Genomic DNA, 16,969 nt, shown 5'->3' on the forward strand with positions numbered 1-16,969 from the left:
TCCGCGCTCAAGACGCTGTGGTTGATGATCTGCAACATTGAAGACAAACGAGCCGCAAAGAGAGCGAAACAAGGCAAACGAGCCTCGGCTACCGCCAGCAGGCTCGTGGAAGGAGCCCGAGTTTCCGGCTGGAAACAAGCCATCAACCAAATGGCCGTAGCCTTTCCCGCCCGCTTCGACAAATACCTATAAACCTAGCCCCACACACAAACAACTTGACACGCTCTCCAACTGAGATGTTTTCCTTGGGCTGTTGGAGGATTTCCTAGTTGTTGAATCCCAATTTAAGAATTAAACGACTGGGCTGACGCGGAACAGGTTTCCATCAGGGTCGGCAACTACGAAGGTGCGGCCGAAGACGTCATCGTAGGGTGGCTGCACAATTTGGACTCCTTTTGATTGGTGCTGTTGCAAAGTTGGGCGGAGAGCAGCGAAGACTCAGTTTCTCATTCCCTGATGGCCGCTGCGTGTGGGCGTTGTTAGGCCGTCTCGAAGACCCGGTTGACGATCACCGCGTCCGGGTTCGGTTGCCCGTAGGTAAACATCGTGCCTTGCCCTTTCCGCAATGAGTGCATCGCCTCCATCCCTTTCAACGTCCGATATGCAGATGTCCGGTTCTTAAACGCGCCTTTCGGCCCGAGGATCCGCTTCAGCCGACCATGGTCGCCTTCCAGGATGTTGTTGAGGTATTTCACCTGCCGGTGTTCCACTGTTGGCGGGCAGATTCCCTCTGACTTCAACTCGGCGATTGCCCTGGCTAGGGAGGGTGATTTATCGGTGTTGATCACTCTGGGATACCCGGCTGACGCATTGGATCTGAGGGCCTTGGCCAGGAAACGCTTCGCTGCGGCCACGTTCCGATTCGAAGAGAGGTAAAACTCCAAGGTCTGGTCACCGGCGGTGATCGCCCGATAGAGGTAGCACCACCTGCCGCCGACCCGGATATAGGTCTCATCCACCCGCCAGGAACTAGCTTGCCAGTCAGGTACCTGTCGGTACCACCGTGTTTGCTTGTCCAGCTCAGGCGCGTATTTCTAGACCCAGCGGTAGATCCTGGTGTGATCAACCGGCACACCCCGCTGAAGTCATCATTTCCTCCAGATCGCGGTAGCTCACCCCGTAGCGGCAGTACCACCGCACTGCCCACAGAGTAATGTCACGGGGGAAATGACGACCCGAGAAAATACCCATGGCTGTGATTAGTTCACGTCGCTCTTCCTACTGCCCCAACTTTGCAACAGCACCCAAAGCCCTGGAATGAACTCCTGTCACCAGGGTAATTCCAGGGCATATTTCCCTGACTAAGAGAAGCAGTGACACAGAAGGTCTACCTCAGCGTGGGCCCTGTGGGCGTGCAGGTTCCGTGTGTGGCTGGTGTGCTGCGGCATGGTCGGCAGCGATTGATGACCGACTCTGGAGCGGGTGCCTTGTCTGGTCTCGCGGTTCAGGGTGGGTGGACTATTCGGCGGGTTGGATCTCGCTCTCGGTGACCCACTTGTGGTTGGTCATCGTCATCCCGTCGACGGTGAGATCAACCATGTAGACCGTCTCCTCGGTGGAGTAATCGATGGTGGCTTCAGCACCCTTCATGCCGGACATGTGCTCGGCATCCAGGACAACGCTCGCCCCGTCGGGCAGGGGGGCCTGACCCGGATCGACGAGCTCCTCATGGACGACCCAGCGGTGGTCGGTAACCGGGGCTCCACCCTCGGCGGGGGTGTAGCTGACCGAATAGGTCGTGGTGTCAAACGCCCCGGAAATGGTGGCGGTGGCCCCGTCCATGCCGGGCATGTGGTCAGCGGTGAGGATGACCTCGGTGCCCACAGGGTACGTGGGATCCTCGGCCTCTTCAATGCCTGCCGGCGGTGCCCCGCCGTCGGCAGGGTGGTCGTGCCCGCCGTGCTCTTCGTCGGCAGTGGTGGTGTCTTCCTGGTGGGTCTCGTTGGTCTCTGCGGTTGCCGTCGTGGTGCTGGTGGTGTCGGCATCGTCGGAGTTGTCGGTGGCGTCGCTGCAGGCGGTCAGCGCCAGGGTGGAGGTCAGTACCAAGGCGGCGAGGGTAATGCTGCGTTTCATGAGCGTTCCTTTCAAAGGTGGTGTGAGTTAGGGGTCGAGAGACAAGGTCAGTCAGTAACGGTTACGGGGGATATCGACCCACTGTGTTCCTCCTTCCCGTCGGTCGGAGCCAGGTGAGCCGGCTCCAGATCAATGCGGCGCAACAGCTGGGCGTTCAGGGCCACCACGATGGTCGAGGCAGACATCAAGATCGCGCCCACGGCCGGGGACAGCACGAACCCGATCGAGGCGAGCACTCCGGCGGCCAGCGGCACGGCGAGGATGTTGTAGCCAGAGGCCCAGATCAGGTTCTGGATCATCTTGCGGTAGCTGGTCTGGGACAGCTCAATCATCGACAGCACTGCCCGCGGGTCATCACTGGCTAGAACCACCCCGGCAGATTCCATGGCCACATCCGTGCCGGCACCGATGGCGATACCGACGTCCGCGCGGGTCAGAGCGGGGGCGTCATTGACACCGTCACCGACCATGGCCACGCTCAAACCCCGGTCCTGCAGCTGCGTGACCTTGGTGTCTTTGTCCTGGGGCAGGACCTCGGCGAAGACCTCATCAATGCCTAGGTCCTGACCAACCGCCTGGGCCACCTGTTGCGCGTCGCCGGTGATCATCGCGACCTTCACCCCGCGTTCCTGCAGGGCTTTCACAGCGGCGCGGGATTCGGGGCGGATCTTGTCCTCGACGGCCACCGCACCGATGATCTGACCGTCGCGGACAATATGGAGCACACCGGCCCCACGCCCGGTCCAGGCACTGGTGGTGTCGGTGAGCTCGGCCGGGGTGGTGAGGTTGAACTCGCGCAGCATGTTCGGCCCGCCCACGAGGATCTCAGCGCCATCGACAGTGGCCCGGACTCCCCGGCCGGAGGCGGCGTTGAAACCAGTTGCACGGATTTGCCGACGGGAGGCCTCGGGATGGGCGGCTGCGGCCGCCACGATGGCGCGGGCCACGGGGTGCTCGCTGTCGGCCTCCGCAGCGGCGGCCAGGGCCAGTAGCTCGTCCTCGGTGACGCCGACAGCTGCCGCGACACCGGTGACCGCGTGCGCACCCTCGGTCAGGGTGCCGGTTTTGTCGAAGAGCACCACGTCGATGGTGCGCATCCGCTCGAGCGCCATCCGGTCCTTGATGAGCACCCCGGATTTCGCGGCCCGCTCGCTGGAGATCGCAATGACCAGCGGAATCGCCAGGCCCAGGGCGTGCGGACAGGCGATGACCAGCACCGTAACCGTGCGCACCACGGCATCGTCCGGGCTGCCGATGATGGTCCACACCACCGCGGTGATCAGAGCGGAGATCAGCGCGAACCAGAACAACAACGCCGCCGCCCGATCCGCCAGGGCCTGGGCCCGGGAGGAGGACTCCTGGGCGTCGGCAACCATGCGTTGGATCCCGGCCAGGGCGGTGTCCCCGCCGGTAGCCTCCACCCGGATGCGGACGGTGTTGTCGGTGGCCACGGTACCGGCGACCACCTTGTCACCGGTGTCGCGGAAGACGGGACGGGATTCGCCGGTGATCATCGCCTCATCGAATTCGGCGGCTCCGTCGAGGATGGTTCCGTCGGCCGGCACCCGGGCACCGGCCCTCACCAGCACGACGTCGTCGACGACCAGCTCGGAGATGGCCACGGTGTGGGTGGTCCCGTCGATGACTTTCTCGGCCTCATCCGGCAACAGGGCGGCCAGTGCGTCAAGTGCGGAGGACGCGGCCCCGAGAGCGGACATCTCCAGCCAGTGGCCCAGCAGCATGATGGTCACCAGCAGGGCCAGCTCCCACCAGAAGTCCAGGTCGAAACCGCCCAGCCCCAGAGTGGTGACCCAGGAGGCGACAAACGCCACGGTGATGGCCATGGCGATCAGGAGCATCATCCCGGGTTGGCGGGATTTCAGTTCTTTCCATCCGCCCTTGAGGAAAGGCGTTCCGCCGTAGACGAAGATGATCGTGCCCAGCACCGGGGGGATCCAGGTGGATCCGGGGAATGCCGGGAGGTGGTAGCTGAGCAGGTGGGCGACCATGGGGCTGAAAATAACGACGGGAATGGACAGAATCAGCGACCACCAGAAGCGGTCCCGAAACATTGCGGTGCTGTGTCCGGCGTGTTCGCCGTGACCATGAACGTGGTGGTCTTCGTCCGGGGCGGAATGCGGGTGATCGTGGGGCATTGCCTGGCCGTGGGTGTCGGCATCTGCGTGGTGTTCGTGGCTGGCATGATCCGGGTGGTGGGTGTGGTCTGTTTCCGGAGCGGGGTGATCACCATGGTGATCACCCGAATGGTGGGGAGTGCTCATGACGTTCCTTTCGCTCAACCCGGTCGGGGTCGAGATGATGGGTAAAACTGATCAGGATAAGACGGTGTAGCCAGCCTCCTCGATGGTCCGGCGAACCATCTCCGGAGGTACGACACCGGTGACCGTGACGGTGGAAACTCCACCAGCAGCGAGATCAATCTGGACGTCGTCGACCTGGGGGAGGGCCTGAAGGGCCTGGGTCACGCTTTTCGCGCAGTGCCCGCAGGTCAGGCCGGTGACCTGGTAGCTAGGGGAGGACCCTCCTGCTGCCGAGTCGCTGGCGGCAGGGATGGAGGCGGTGTCGGCACGTGAGGCAGGTCCGCAACAGCTGCAGCCGTGGGAGGCCATCGGCAAGAGGCGGGGCGGGGAGGGGATCATGGGAAAGCTCCTACGAGTCGGTGGGATGCGGCGATGCCACTCTCTAGCATATACCCCCCAGGGGTATATTTTCAATGGGTGGAGGGCGGGCTCTCACGCGGGGCAGGGTGTGGTCACCGAGCAGCCTCCTCACTGTCGGGAGGGGACAGCGGGAGGCGGAGGGCAAACACCGCTCCGCGACCGGGTCCGGGGGAGGTGGCGGTGAGAGTGCCGCCGTGGGCCTCGATCAATGCCTTGGAGATGGTCAGACCGATACCGGCCCCGCCGTCGTCCCGGCTGCGGGCGGCATCCCCCCGGTAGAAGCGTTCGAAGATGTATCTGAGCTGGTCAGGCGGGATGCCCTCGCCGTCATCGGCGACGTGGATGAGTGCGGTGGACGCCCCCTGCCGGTGGACGCTGATCCGGACCTGCCCGCCGGCCGGGGTGTGTCGTAGCGCGTTCGAAAGGAGATTGCTCATCACCTGGCCGAAGCGTTGCCGGTCCACGAGCACCCGGGCGGTGTCCGTAATGGTCTCGACCTGTAAATCGACGCCTTTGTCAGCATAAGCTTCCCCCGCGGCAGCAGCGGCGGTATGGAGCAGATCCCCGAGCCCTTCCTCCACCAGGTCCAAATCGATCCGGTGTTCCTGGGCCCGGGAGACATCGTCGATGTCTTCCATCAACCGGGTCAGGCGGGTGAGTTGGTCAGCCATGATCGTGTGGGTGGCATTATTCCAGTCCACGACCCCGTCCTGGAGACCATCGAGGTAGACCGTGAGCACCGATAAGGGGGTGCCCATTTCGTGGGCCAGATCAGAGAGCATCTGGCGGCGGACCTGTTCGGTGTGTTCCAGCCGATCGGCCATGGTGTTGAAGGCATGCGCCAGGGTGGTGACCTCGGGGCCTGCTTTTCCGGCGGGCACGCGGATACGGGAGTTGCCGGCCGTCAGGCTGGTAGCGGCGCGGGTGAGATCCTGCAGGGGGGTGCGCAGACGACGCGATAACCACAGGCTGGCCAGCAGGGCGCTGATCAAGGCGGTGGGCAGGGCGACGGCCAGGGTGATCAGGTTGGCGCCCCGGTAGGCCTGCTCGGCATGGAACAGCTCCAGCGAGGGGTCCTCCCGGCCGGTCATCAACATATGATCATGGAACAGGGTCGGACCCACCATCGTGGCCACGGCCGCGGCCACCAGCAGGCTAATCACCACGACCAACACCTGGGCGGCCAGGAAGCGGAAGGTCAGGCCGGGTCCGTGATTCATGGCTGCCCCACCCGGTAGCCCACGCCACGCACGGTGTCGATAAACCCCCGGCCCCGGGTGTCGGTGCCGAGCTTGCGACGCAAGTTGCCGATGTGGACATCGACGATGCGTTCATCACCGACCCAGGTGGTGTCCCAGACCTCGGTGACCAGGTCGTGGCGGGTCAGCACCTGGCCGGGCCGCAGGGCCAGGGCAACCAGCAGCTCGAACTCCGTGCGGGTGAGCTCCACGGTCGTCTCCCCCACCCGCACCTGATGGGCGACGGGGTCAAGGATGAGGTCACCAACGATCAAGGGGGTGGTCACCTGCGGTGGGGTGGTGCTGGTGCGCGGGCGGCGCAGCACCGCATGCACCCGGGTCACCAGTTCCCGGATGCTAAAAGGTTTGGTGATGTAGTCATCCGCCCCCAAGGTCAAACCGCTGATCTTGTCGTCCTCGCTGCCACGCGCGGTGAGCATGAGGATGTAGCAGTCCGAGAAGGTGCGGATCCGTCGGCACACCTCCAGGCCGTCGAGTTCGGGCAGCCCCAGATCCAGCACCACAACATCAGGGGAAAAGCGACGAGCCTCGTCCACGGCCTGGGTGCCGGTGTGAGCCTGGCGGGTATCGAAGCCGGCCCTGATGAGGTAGGAGGCCACCATCTGAGCCAGGGGTTGTTCATCATCGACGACCAGCACCCGCCCCGGGGGCGTGGCGGTGGTCGGTGTGCGGTCAGCCATAGGCCCCAGTATTGCTCCGGTCAGGGGGGAATACCACCCTCGCTCAGTGCCCGGCGGGGCAATCTTCATCAAATCTTCAAACATCACCCTTCGACTGCCGTCACCCTTGTGCCCCACCCCGGGCCGGCGGCATCGCCTCCCCTGGTCGGTTCAGCAGGCGCCACCAGGGATTTCACTGCCTGCACCGCATACCCGGGGCGGGTAGAAGGACATCGCCCACGGCTGTGGGGTGGTGTCCCGGTGGTGACCCAGCCCACCGAATCCACCCCCTTTTCGCCCTGTTATAAGGCTGTGAGCAGGGCTTTTGATTTCTAGTCCGTCAGGCACCCGTGCTAGATAAAGGTATGACATCGACCTTGAGGCGGTGTCTTCTCACGGTCTTACCACGATCCAAGGAGATTGACGTGAAACGAGCAGCGATCGCAGCCGCCGCCCTTGCCCTCGCCCTCACGGGGTGTTCGGCCGCCGACCCGGAACCCACCGCCGACGGGACGGTGTCCCGGGATACATTCCTGACTACCCATGGCCTGGCCGCCATGGACGCGGTGGAGATCATTGATCACCTCGACCGGCAGAAGGTCACTGAGCGTCCCACGGATCTGATCGCTTCAGTGCGTGCCGATGAACTGCTGCTCTCGAGCGATGACCAGGAAGTCGTGGTCGATCTTCCCGACAATCAGACGTATGTCTCGATCGCGCCCTATCTCACCTCCACCCACGACTGCTTCTACCACAGCCTCACGACCTGCCTGGGGGAACTCGACAATGAGGATATCCAGGTCACGATCACCGATGAGGCGACCGGTGAGGTGCTGGTGGACGAGGCGACAACCACCTTCGACAACGGGTTTATTGGCTTCTGGCTTCCCGATGATGCCACCGGCCTGATTGAGGTCAGCTACCAGGGGCGTACCGGCACCGCGGAGTTTTCCACCGCCGACGATGGTGCCACCTGTGTCACAGACCTGCACCTGACGTGATGGCTCAGCAGGGTCCTCACCTGCGCCTGTCTCCCGTGTCACTGAAATCTAACACCAAGGAAGGTTAAATCATGATGAACGGATTTTCCCGACGACAGTTTCTGCTCGGCGGGCTCGTCCTTGCCGGCACCGGGGCCGTGGCCGCCTGCACCAGCGACCCTGGACCCGCTGCCTCGGCACCAGGTTCCTCTCTTCGCCCCACTCCCACCCCCACTGCGCTCGGTGAGCCGACGGTGCGCCGGACACTGACCGCCCGGCCCCTCTCTCTGGATATCGGCGGCATCGAAGCCAAGACGTGGGGATACGTCTCTGACACCGGGGATGCGGCCATTGAGGCCACCGCCGGCGACGTCCTCCAGGTCGATATCACCAATGAACTGCCTGAGAGCACCTCCATCCACTGGCATGGTATCGCACTCCACAACGCAGCCGACGGTGTGCCCGGCATGACCCAGGACCCCATTGAACCTGGCGAGTCTTTCTCCTATGTTTTTGAAGTCCCCCACAGTGGCACCTACTTCTACCATTCCCACTCCGGCCTGCAGCTTGATCGCGGCCTCCACGCCCCACTGATCGTCCGTGACCCGCAAGACGCTGAGGACCAGGACGTCGAGTGGACCATCGTGCTCGACGACTGGGTCGATGGCATTCAGGGCACTCCCGACGATGAGCTCGACAAGCTCACCGGAATGGGTTCAGGCGACCATAACGGGAAGAAGGGAATGGGAGGTCACGGCCAGATGATGCACGGCACCCCGGACCGGGTACTGGGCGGGGATGCCGGCGATGTGATGTATCCGCACTACCTCATCAACGGACGTATCCCCCGTGCTCACCGGACCTTCGAGGCTCGCCCGGGCGACAAGGCCCGCCTGCGGTTTATCAACTCCGGCGGTGACACCATCTTCAAGGTGGCCCTCGGTGGTCACCGCATGACCGTCACCCACACCGACGGCTTCCCCGTCCAGCCTCGGGAGACCGAATCGATCTACCTGTCGATGGGCGAGCGTGTCGACGTCGAGGTCATCCTCGGCGACGGCATCTTCCCGCTCACGGCTTTGGCGGTGGGTAAGGACGACCGCGCCTTCGCCGTCATCCGCACCGCCGGCGGCCAGGCCCCCCACCCCGATGTCGACTTCCCCGAGTTGTCGTCCACCGGACTGCTTCTGTCCTCCCTGAAGCCAGCAGACCGTGCACTCCTGCCCGAGGACACACCAGACCGAGAAGTCAGTATCGACCTGGGCGGGCAGATGATGCCGTATGAATGGAGCATTCTCACCGACGGCCAATCCTCCTCCGCGACCGTGCAGGAGGGCCAGCGCCTGCGGATGATCATGCGCAACAGAACCATGATGCCCCATCCCATGCACATCCACGGCCACACGTGGGCGCTGCCCGGCAGCGGCGGGCTACGCAAGGACACCGTCCTTCTCCGCCACGGTGAAACCATGATCGCCGACCTGATCGCTGACAACCCCGGTGAGTGGGCATTTCACTGCCATAACGCCTATCACCTGGAAACCGGGATGTTCAGCTCGCTTCGCTACGAGTAACCCCCACAGCAGGGTTGAGTGCCGAGGTGGGCGGGGGTGTCCCCCGAGTAGTGGACACGGCGTTGGTGTGAAGTGTCCCAGGTTTTGTTCCGTTTGAGTAGATGGGAAAATCTGGAACATGCCGAGAAAATTTGACCAGGATGCAAAGGACCGTGTGGTCCGTCTTGTAGAGGACCGCATCTTGGCAGAAAATATGTCGATGCAAGCTGCGTGCCAGGCAGTAGCTCCAAAGCTGGGGGTTTCATGGCACACGGCTCGTCAATGGACTTAAGCCTGCCCGGCGTGCGGGGAGCATCCCAGAACCTGTGCCTGAAGATTTGGCTGCCGAAAACGCGAGGCTACGTCGTGAAAATCAAGAGCTACGCGATACTAATGAGTTGTTGAAGGCTGCCTTGGCTTTTTCGCCTCATGACTCGACCCGAAACGTTAAGAAATGATCCGGTTCATCGATGAAAACCGGAATTATTTCTCTGTCGAGTTCATCTGCACTGGCGTTGAAAAATAACCGGGCTGGTGGGTTTATCACCTCGCGTGGGTATCGCCAGTCCAAGGCCCGTGGGTTAAGTGCTCGTCGACTTCGCGATGCTGCGTTGGTTGAACGCATTAGTGCTGTTCATAGAGATAATTACGGTGTTTACGGCGTGCGGAAAATGTGGCATGCGCTTCACCGTGACGGAATCGATATCGGTCGTGAACAAACCGCTCGGCTGATGCGCCTGGCTGGTGTTTCTGGCAAAGGCAAAGGTGGATCACCGATTACAACCCGAAAAGCTAACGTGCCTGATCTGCGCCCGGACTTGGTCGAGCGTGAATTCAAAGCTCAAGGCCTAAAATAAATTGTGGGTGGCTGACACTACATATGTGCGCACGAAGAAAGGCTTTGTGTATGCCGCGTTTGTCACCGACGTTTACTCCCGACGGATCGTCGGGTGGGCGCTGTCAGATTCGATGCGGACCGAAGCTTTGCCGCTGCAAGCTCTCAACCAAGCGATTGTGAGCGCGAGGGAAACAACAGGTCTCATTCATCATTCGGATCACGGATCGCAGTACGTCAGCGTTGTCTACAACGAGCGACTTACCCAGCACGGCATTACAGCTTCCACCGGCACTGTTGGTGACTCCTATGATAATGCTCTGGCTGAAAACGTTAACGGCTCCTACAAGAACGAGTTGATTCATACCCGCAGGTGGAATGACGTTGTCGAGGTAGAAATCGCGACGTTCGAGTGGGTGTCATGGTGGAACGAAGATAGACTCCACCAAAGCTTGGGATACCGAACCCCGGTCGAGGTGGAAACCGAATTTTGGAAGAAGACCCCGCCACAGGGAATAATGGAAATCAAGGCAAATGCCTAGGAAGAAAACTCGGGGCACTTCATTCCTTGGCGGAGTATGCAATGCCGTTCAGGTGGCTGCACTGCGAATCATCGTTGTTGGAACCGTACCTGATGGGGTTAAGCCCAAAGCCCTTTCTACGATGGGATCGATAAATAGCTCTGCAATGCTTATCGGGTACATCATCGGGGCGCCTGTCGTGAGCGCCATAGGCCCAGCAGCGGCACTTGTCGTATCCGGAATTGGAACCTCCGTGCTCACAGTAGGACCGGTCCTGAAACACCGTTTGCAATGATGCCCATGTGCGCACCTATTTGCTGTTTTTCTTTTTCTTCGTGCGCAGCATATCCATGCTCATTACGGCGCCGATGACAGCGGCGTGCTGTTGCTCGTTGAGGTGTGGCGCGATCCGTAGAAGATACGTGTTTTTGCCCATGAAGTAGTTGCCTATGCCGGTCCATTTATTGGAGACATCGGCAAGCTGGCGATCCTGGGAGGTGATGGTGAGGTTCCAATCCCAGAAATCGCCGTGCACTTCGACGTCGGCAAAGCCCTCCATTGTTAATTCCATCTTCGTTTTGAACATGGAGAAGCGCTTGGTGATAACGGCCATGGGCTGTTCAATTCCCGGTAGGTGTACTTCGTAGGTATCCCGCAAAAAATTCGCCGGATCCGAGATTGTCATGACTGTTTGTTGGGGGTTGCCTTCGGCATCCGTGAGCGCGACCTCCAAGCTGCGGGAGGGTTTAAACACCATCTCCTTAAGGCTGGTGGATTGCACAATGGTGCCCACTGGGGTCCCGTTGACATCAGAAATCATGAATCGATCTTTGAGGAGGGACTTGGTTTGGGAAATAACCAGCTCGTCGAGCGTAAATAAGTTTTGCATCATGCCTGCCAATGTATGGCAGCCGGCGTTTTTAATCCTCCTCCCTAGGGGTGGTTTTTGCTTCTTCTTGTGCTTCGTGGGCCTCTTCGTAGGCCCGTGCGCGGTGGGCGGTCATGGTCTGTGCAAAAGTCTGCACCCAATTCTTATTCTTTTCCGCCAGCGGGCCGGAGGGTTCGGTGACGGTCCAGGTACCGTCTTCGAAGAGCCAAATTATGTCCCGGGTGTGCGGATCCATGACGTAGAAGGCCCGGCCATCGGTCTTTATGTTGTGGTGGTGCTGGCACAGGCAGGCAAGGTTTGCGGGAGTCGTCGGCCCGCCATCCGCGTGGTTGATGCGGTGATCCTTCTGGCACACCGTGGCAGGGCGGTTGCAGCCAGGGTAGCGGCAGGTGCCGTCGAAGCCTTCGAGGTAGGCTGCCATATCTGGCGGGGTTACGTATCCCTTAACCTCCTTATCCGGGTTCATTTCCCGGATCTTGGAGTAGGGCATCGCGTTGGAGCGCGCTGGGTCGAGCCACCCAACGGATTCAATGAACGCAGGGGAGTTGGGAACATCGGTTGCCTTGTAGGCATTCAGGATGACCTGGGGTGCTTCGGTATTGCCGGTGAGGAGGGAAATGGCGGCATCGGCAAGCGAGCAATCCAGCTTGAGCGCAGTCTCCTTGATGCACTTATCGACGCACGCCATCACCGACGGATCCGCGCTCAGCGTCATCGCCGCGGTATTGTTTCCCCAATTCTCCATGGTGTAGCGCGGCTGCGTTGGCCCTTTCTTGACCGCGAGGGTGTCATCTTCGAGGTTGATGAGCTCGTTAATCTTCCTTTTAATCTGCGCTTGCGTCCGCATGGCCTGGTTGGCGCGGGTGGGGGTGAGGTAGGCGGTGAGCTGCTCATCGATGCGCGCGACTACCTCCGGGGTCGGGTTGCCCAGGCGGTTAAGGGATTTATTGATGGCAATGAGGCGGTCTAAATCTAAGTGATAGAGCTCGTGTTGCAACTCTTTCAGCTGCGGGAGCTCTTCCAGGCGATACAAGGCCATCAGGATATGGCCGATTCGCCCTTCATTAACTCCGGTGGTGCGGTAGAGGGATTGGGTGACTAATTCGAAATCAGAATCGAGATCGGGGATCTGTTCGGTCCAGAACTCATATTCAGCCTTCCGCATTTCAAAAGCTAAGCGTGTAGTGGGGTCTTTGGTATTGGTCGTGGAAAAGTAGGGATCTTCCATGTCGCCTAAAACCTAAATTTGTCTTGTGAACGTGTGTACGAAAAATACTATAGAACACCCGCCGGACATTCGCCTGTTTTAACGCGTTTTTGCAGGTAGGAATGTATATTTTTCCGTCAGGATAACCAGCTTTAAAAGCAAAATTATGTGCTAGCCTGAGGAAGGTATGAGTCAGGAGCAGGAAACGCAGGAAGAACCCGGGCGTGCGTGGTGGCAGTGGTGGGCGCCCTTGGCGATGATCGCTGTCTTCTTGGTGCTCCCGCCGGCGATTTACCAGGCGGTTTCCGGCACGGTATTGCTCGGCATCATGGGTGGGCTTACCGTGCTTATTGCTCTTATCGATGCCACCACATTCCGCTATTCATGGACCATCTTTTGGGTTGCGGGCATCGCCTATTTCGCGGCGATGGAGATGTACTTCAACGAGGGGACATGGATTTACCTGCCGGTAATGGTCCTTTTGGCGTGGGGTGCTAGCAAATTGGGCGCCAAGGTGAGGAAGCGCTGATGGAAATCTGGCGGTTGGGCCACCCTGAGGCCGGCTTGCTCGAGGTTGAGCGCGGCTACGATGCCGAGTTCGCCGAGCGGGGCGAATGGCCCAAGGAGCCGAAGGAATTTACGCCGGTGCTTGGCGATGCCCCCTTTATCCGCCGCATTCAGCTCTGGCGCAAGAATCCTGCACCCCGCATGCAGATCGTGGTCAACGGCGAGGTTCGCAGCCGGCACGACAAGCCGCGTGGCGGCCGTTATTCATTGCAGAAGAAGCTGGAAAGCGATCTCTCATTCAGTGAGAATAGTGCGCCGCCGACTAAGCCCTATGTAGATATCCAAGCCACGCCCTTTGGGGAGATACAGGATGTCTACTACCGCGATGGGGAGGAGGCCGTGGCCTTTGATCCGCCGGCGGGTTCCTTGGGTGAAAAGCGGCGCAAAGCAATGGAAGAAAGCCCCTTCAAGCGCGTACTGTATCCGCTGCTCGGCGGGCTGGGGAAGTCCGGGTGGGCCATTGCGATGATTGTTTTGGCTCCTATTATTAGCCGCATCCTCTCGCGCTTGCTGCCGGACGTAGATTTTCCGGAGATTTACCTTCCGCTGCCGAATCTGCCTAACCTGCCGGAGCCGCCGCAGATTACCTTGCCCGCGCCGCAGTTTGCGGTGCACTTTGAAGCGCCGGAGTGGGTGGTTTTCCTAATGGATTACAGCAGGGTGTGGATGCCTATAGTTATTGCCATTGCCTTTGGGGTGATGGCGGTGCGCAATGCAAAGAAGTCGGAGGCGAAGAAGAAGGAGTGGCAGAACCATGAAGATTCGCGGCGCGATTGATGCGGAGGGCCGGTGCAAGCATTGGCATTCGCCGCTCGACGTGGTGGCCAATAAGTGCGCGACCTGCGGCGAGTACTTTGCGTGCGCGCTGTGCCATGCGGAGCTGACGGATCATGAGTTTGGGCCCATGCTTGTCGATGCCCCCGCTGCCCTCTGCGGTTCCTGTGGCCTCGAGATGGATTACCAGCTGTATTCTGCTGTCGAGGCATGCCCGAAGTGTGGGCATATGTTTAATCCCGGCTGCAGTGCGCATGCCGGGATCTATTTTCAGGTCACCGCGTAAAAGCGAGGGAGTGCTACTGGTTCAGACCCAAAAAGCGGTTGACCAGGCTGTGGTAGGCGCGCACGGTGAGATCCAGGTCCTCGAGGTAGAGGTGCTCATCGTGGCTGTGTAATTGCGAGTTGGCGCTGGCCATATCGCGGCCCTCGGCATGCATCGCGAAACCGTAGGCGTTGCCGCCCTTGCGGCGAGCGAAGCGGAGGTCGGAGCCACCGGTGGCGTGGACGGGCACGACGTCTTTATCGGGGAAGAACTCTTTGGCGGTGGCCTCAATGGTGCGCCAGAGCTCGGTATCGGTGGAGGACTGGGTGGCGTCTTCGGTGATGAGGTGTTCGATTTCTACCTCATCGGCAAGATCGCCCAGTGCGCTGCGGAGGAAATCGTCCAAGTCTTCCTGGGTTTGCCCAGGGAAGGGGCGGATATCCATCTCAAGGTAGGCGTGGGAAGGCAGCACATTGATGGCTCCGCCGGCGCGCAGGACGGTCTCGGCGATGGTGGTGTGGCTAAAGGCGTGGGCGTAGGCATCGAGGTTGCCGAACTTGGTGTAGTCACCGGTGCCATCGATAAGCTCTTTTTCGGTCTCAGGATCGAACTTGAAGGTGCGGACGAAGCCCTCCCAGATCTCGTTGGAGGCTGTGGGTGGCTCGGCCTCGGCGATGCGGCGGGCGACCTCGCCGATCTTTACGATGGCAAAGTCTTTGCCGTAGGGAGTCGAGCCGTGCCCGGCATCGCCGGTGACGTGGAGGCGGCGCTGGCCAGCACCCTTTTCGCCCACGTTGAAGCCCACCGCGCCGGGCAGGTGGCTACCGCCGGTCTCGGAGAGGCAGTTCTTCCAAGAGAAGGCATCGGGGTGGTTTTCTGCCATCCACCGCACGCCCAGGCCACCGCGGGCCTCTTCATCGGCCATGCCCACGAAGGCGAGCGTTCCGCCGGGGTTGCCGGCGCGCGCTACCTCGCGGGTGACGGCGGCCATGGTGGCGGTAATAAAGAGCATGTCTACGGAACCGCGGCCGTAGAGCTTGCCGTCTTCAATGAGTGTCTCGAAGGGCGGCTTAGTCCACTTGGGTTCGTCGACGGGGACGACATCGGTATGCCCCATAAGGGTGAGGGGCTCCTTGGCGGGATCGCCGGGGACGGTCACCACGATGGACACGCGTCCCGGGTGGGATTCAAAGCGCTCGATGGAGACGTCTTCACCGGCAAAAAAGTTCTCTAGCGTATCGGCATTGCGCACCTCAAAGCCGGAATCCGGGGTGAGGTCGTTTACACAAGCATTGCGGATGAGTTCTTGGAGGAGTTCGAGGGTGTCATCGTAAAGCGTCATGCCCCTTAGGGTAATCCCGCGAAAAAAATTTTGTGATTTTGGCCAAAGTTGAACGGCGTTCAAGTATGGTTCACTGCATGAGCATCATCGACATCGCCCGTGAGAAAGCTCTGGAGCAAGGCAAAGGCCTTAACCAGGAAGAACTACTACAAGTACTGCAGGTTCCAGATTCCCAGCTGGAAGAAATTGCTGATATCGCCCACCAGACCCGCCTGAAGTGGTGCGGCCCGGACGTATCGGTGGAAGGCATTATCTCCATCAAGACCGGTGGTTGCCCAGAGGATTGCCACTTCTGTTCCCAGTCCGGCCTCTTCGAGTCCCCAGTGCGCGCAGTGCGCCTGAACATCCCTGAGCTGGTGGAAGCGGCACAGAAGACCGCCAAGACCGGCGCTACCGAATTCTGCATCGTCGCTGCGGTGAAGTCCCCGGATGACCGCCTGCTGGACCAGGTGGGCGAGGCCATCGCCGCCATCAACGATGCCGTTGATATCGAGATTTCCTGCTCCCTGGGCACCCTGACCCGCGAGCAGGCACAGCGCCTGAAGGACATGGGCGCACAGCGCTACAACCACAACCTGGAGACCTCCCGCTCCTACTTCCCCAACGTGGTCACCACCCACACCTGGGAAGAGCGCAAGAAGACCCTGGACTACGTGCGCGAGGTAGGCATGGAAGTCTGCTGTGGCGGCATCATCGGCATGGGTGAGTCCCTGGAGCAGCGCGCCGAGTTCGCAGCCCAGCTGGCAGAGATCGATCCGTGCGAGGTTCCGATGAACTTCCTTGACCCGCGCCCGGGCACCCCATTCGCTGACCGTCCGCTGGTTCCGCTGGGTGAGGGCCTGCGCGCCGTTGCTGCATTCCGCTTGGCGATGCCCTCCACCACCCTCCGCTTCGCCGGCGGCCGCGAGCTTTCGCTTGGCGATGACGGCACCGAGCGCGGTTTGCTCGGCGGCATCAACGCCATCATTGCTGGCAACTACTTGACCACCCTGGGTCAGGAAATCGAAAAGGATGTGGACATGCTGGGCCGCATCGATCTCCCGATCAAGGCCCTGTAGTGTCCGAGCCGAACTCTGAGTTGGCAACCGCCGTCCTGGCCGGGGACGAGCCAATTTTCCACCCTAATACCGGCAAGCCGATCGAAGAGGTCTTCACGCTGCACCCTGCTGCAGCCGCCGGCCTCGACGTACCGCGCTACTGCCAGATCTGTGGCCGCCGCATGGTAGCCCAGGTGCGCCCCGATGGCTGGCACACCAAGTGCTCGCGCCACGGGGAGCTAGATTCTGAGTGGTTATACGTAGAGCAGCTACCAGAGAGCTAGCACTACCAAGATAGGGAGCCGCTGCCGCAAGGCAGGCGGCTCC

At 60.8% G+C, this 16,969-nt stretch carries 18 protein-coding genes and 3 pseudogenes; 11 read left to right on the forward strand and 10 right to left on the reverse strand.

Translation table 11 applies throughout. The annotated features are described in order from the left end of the window. Positions 1 to 192 (forward strand): annotated as a pseudogene (locus tag HMPREF1257_RS06795) (IS256 family transposase); the annotation flags it as partial. 99 nt (positions 193 to 291) lie between these two features. Here the strand turns inward: HMPREF1257_RS06795 and HMPREF1257_RS12635 are convergent. The 7 genes and pseudogenes from HMPREF1257_RS12635 to HMPREF1257_RS06825 form a co-directional block, all read right to left on the reverse strand. Continuing rightward, the gene (locus HMPREF1257_RS12635; protein WP_367317637.1) at positions 292 to 414 is read right to left on the reverse strand and encodes a VOC family protein; all 123 of its coding nucleotides are present in this window, start codon (positions 412 to 414) and stop codon (positions 292 to 294) included. A gap of 65 nt (positions 415 to 479) precedes the next feature. Further along, positions 480 to 1,191, reverse strand: a pseudogene (locus HMPREF1257_RS06800) (IS6 family transposase). A 267-nt stretch (positions 1,192 to 1,458) separates the two neighbouring features. Continuing rightward, a complete protein-coding gene (locus HMPREF1257_RS06805; protein WP_005276111.1) occupies positions 1,459 to 2,073 on the reverse strand; it encodes a YdhK family protein in 615 nt (204 codons plus the stop codon). Positions 2,074 to 2,120: 47 nt separating this feature from the next. Continuing rightward, the gene (locus HMPREF1257_RS06810) at positions 2,121 to 4,355 is read right to left on the reverse strand and encodes a copper-translocating P-type ATPase (protein WP_023024754.1); all 2,235 of its coding nucleotides are present in this window, start codon (positions 4,353 to 4,355) and stop codon (positions 2,121 to 2,123) included. 51 nt (positions 4,356 to 4,406) lie between these two features. Further along, the gene (locus HMPREF1257_RS06815; RefSeq protein ID WP_023024756.1) at positions 4,407 to 4,733 is read right to left on the reverse strand and encodes a heavy-metal-associated domain-containing protein; all 327 of its coding nucleotides are present in this window, start codon (positions 4,731 to 4,733) and stop codon (positions 4,407 to 4,409) included. Positions 4,734 to 4,846: 113 nt separating this feature from the next. Continuing rightward, entirely contained in the window at positions 4,847 to 5,974 is a 1,128-nt protein-coding gene (locus HMPREF1257_RS06820) for a cell wall metabolism sensor histidine kinase WalK (protein WP_023024757.1), read from the reverse strand. Beyond that, positions 5,971 to 6,693, reverse strand: a complete 723-nt coding sequence (locus HMPREF1257_RS06825) for a response regulator transcription factor (RefSeq protein ID WP_003859491.1) — start codon at positions 6,691 to 6,693, stop codon at positions 5,971 to 5,973. The genes HMPREF1257_RS06820 and HMPREF1257_RS06825 overlap by 4 nt, the downstream gene beginning before the upstream one ends. A 404-nt stretch (positions 6,694 to 7,097) precedes the next feature. Between HMPREF1257_RS06825 and HMPREF1257_RS06830 the strand changes: the two genes are divergently transcribed. The 5 genes and pseudogenes from HMPREF1257_RS06830 (at position 7,098) to HMPREF1257_RS12650 (ending at position 10,582) form a co-directional block, all read left to right on the forward strand. Beyond that, a complete protein-coding gene (locus tag HMPREF1257_RS06830; protein WP_023024759.1) occupies positions 7,098 to 7,673 on the forward strand; it encodes a CueP family metal-binding protein in 576 nt (191 codons plus the stop codon). A gap of 71 nt (positions 7,674 to 7,744) precedes the next feature. After that, positions 7,745 to 9,226 carry a multicopper oxidase family protein gene (locus HMPREF1257_RS06835; RefSeq protein WP_023024760.1) on the forward strand — a complete coding sequence of 494 codons (1,482 nt, stop codon included), beginning with the start codon at positions 7,745 to 7,747 and terminating at the stop codon, positions 9,224 to 9,226. 72 nt (positions 9,227 to 9,298) lie between these two features. Further along, positions 9,299 to 9,497 (forward strand): annotated as a pseudogene (locus HMPREF1257_RS12640) (hypothetical protein). A 178-nt stretch (positions 9,498 to 9,675) separates the two neighbouring features. Beyond that, on the forward strand, positions 9,676 to 10,062 hold the full coding sequence (locus HMPREF1257_RS12645) for an IS3 family transposase (protein ID WP_369707598.1): 387 nt from the start codon (positions 9,676 to 9,678) through the stop codon (positions 10,060 to 10,062). Between the two features lie 25 nt (positions 10,063 to 10,087). Beyond that, a complete protein-coding gene (locus HMPREF1257_RS12650; RefSeq protein WP_023024762.1) occupies positions 10,088 to 10,582 on the forward strand; it encodes an IS3 family transposase in 495 nt (164 codons plus the stop codon). 289 nt (positions 10,583 to 10,871) lie between these two features. Here HMPREF1257_RS12650 and HMPREF1257_RS06845 read toward each other — a convergent pair whose 3' ends face one another. Next, entirely contained in the window at positions 10,872 to 11,453 is a 582-nt protein-coding gene (locus tag HMPREF1257_RS06845) for an LURP-one-related/scramblase family protein (protein ID WP_034659439.1), read from the reverse strand. A gap of 28 nt (positions 11,454 to 11,481) precedes the next feature. Then, entirely contained in the window at positions 11,482 to 12,678 is a 1,197-nt protein-coding gene (locus HMPREF1257_RS06850; protein WP_023024767.1) for an HNH endonuclease signature motif containing protein, read from the reverse strand. A gap of 166 nt (positions 12,679 to 12,844) precedes the next feature. Between HMPREF1257_RS06850 and HMPREF1257_RS06855 the strand changes: the two genes are divergently transcribed. Genes HMPREF1257_RS06855 through HMPREF1257_RS06865 form a run of 3 tightly spaced genes read left to right on the forward strand, consistent with a single transcriptional unit; the run spans position 12,845 to position 14,284 of the window. Then, entirely contained in the window at positions 12,845 to 13,186 is a 342-nt protein-coding gene (locus HMPREF1257_RS06855) for a hypothetical protein (RefSeq protein WP_023024769.1), read from the forward strand. Next, a complete protein-coding gene (locus tag HMPREF1257_RS06860; protein ID WP_023024771.1) occupies positions 13,186 to 14,001 on the forward strand; it encodes a hypothetical protein in 816 nt (271 codons plus the stop codon). Before HMPREF1257_RS06855 ends, HMPREF1257_RS06860 begins: the two co-directional genes overlap by 1 nt. After that, a complete protein-coding gene (locus HMPREF1257_RS06865; RefSeq protein ID WP_023024774.1) occupies positions 13,979 to 14,284 on the forward strand; it encodes a CHY zinc finger protein in 306 nt (101 codons plus the stop codon). Before HMPREF1257_RS06860 ends, HMPREF1257_RS06865 begins: the two co-directional genes overlap by 23 nt. A 13-nt stretch (positions 14,285 to 14,297) precedes the next feature. Here HMPREF1257_RS06865 and HMPREF1257_RS06870 read toward each other — a convergent pair whose 3' ends face one another. Then, entirely contained in the window at positions 14,298 to 15,605 is a 1,308-nt protein-coding gene (locus HMPREF1257_RS06870) for a M20/M25/M40 family metallo-hydrolase (protein WP_023024776.1), read from the reverse strand. A 77-nt stretch (positions 15,606 to 15,682) separates the two neighbouring features. Between HMPREF1257_RS06870 and bioB the strand changes: the two genes are divergently transcribed. Then, entirely contained in the window at positions 15,683 to 16,663 is a 981-nt protein-coding gene (gene bioB / locus HMPREF1257_RS06875) for a biotin synthase BioB (RefSeq protein WP_005276160.1), read from the forward strand. Next, positions 16,663 to 16,926: a hypothetical protein gene (locus tag HMPREF1257_RS06880; protein WP_023024778.1), complete on the forward strand. Its 264-nt coding sequence runs from the start codon at positions 16,663 to 16,665 to the stop codon at positions 16,924 to 16,926. The genes bioB and HMPREF1257_RS06880 overlap by 1 nt, the downstream gene beginning before the upstream one ends. The last annotated feature ends 43 nt before the right edge of the window (positions 16,927 to 16,969 follow it).

This window comes from Corynebacterium sp. KPL1814 (genome assembly GCF_000478175.1).
In the GTDB taxonomy this organism is placed as follows: Bacteria; Actinomycetota; Actinomycetes; order Mycobacteriales; family Mycobacteriaceae; genus Corynebacterium.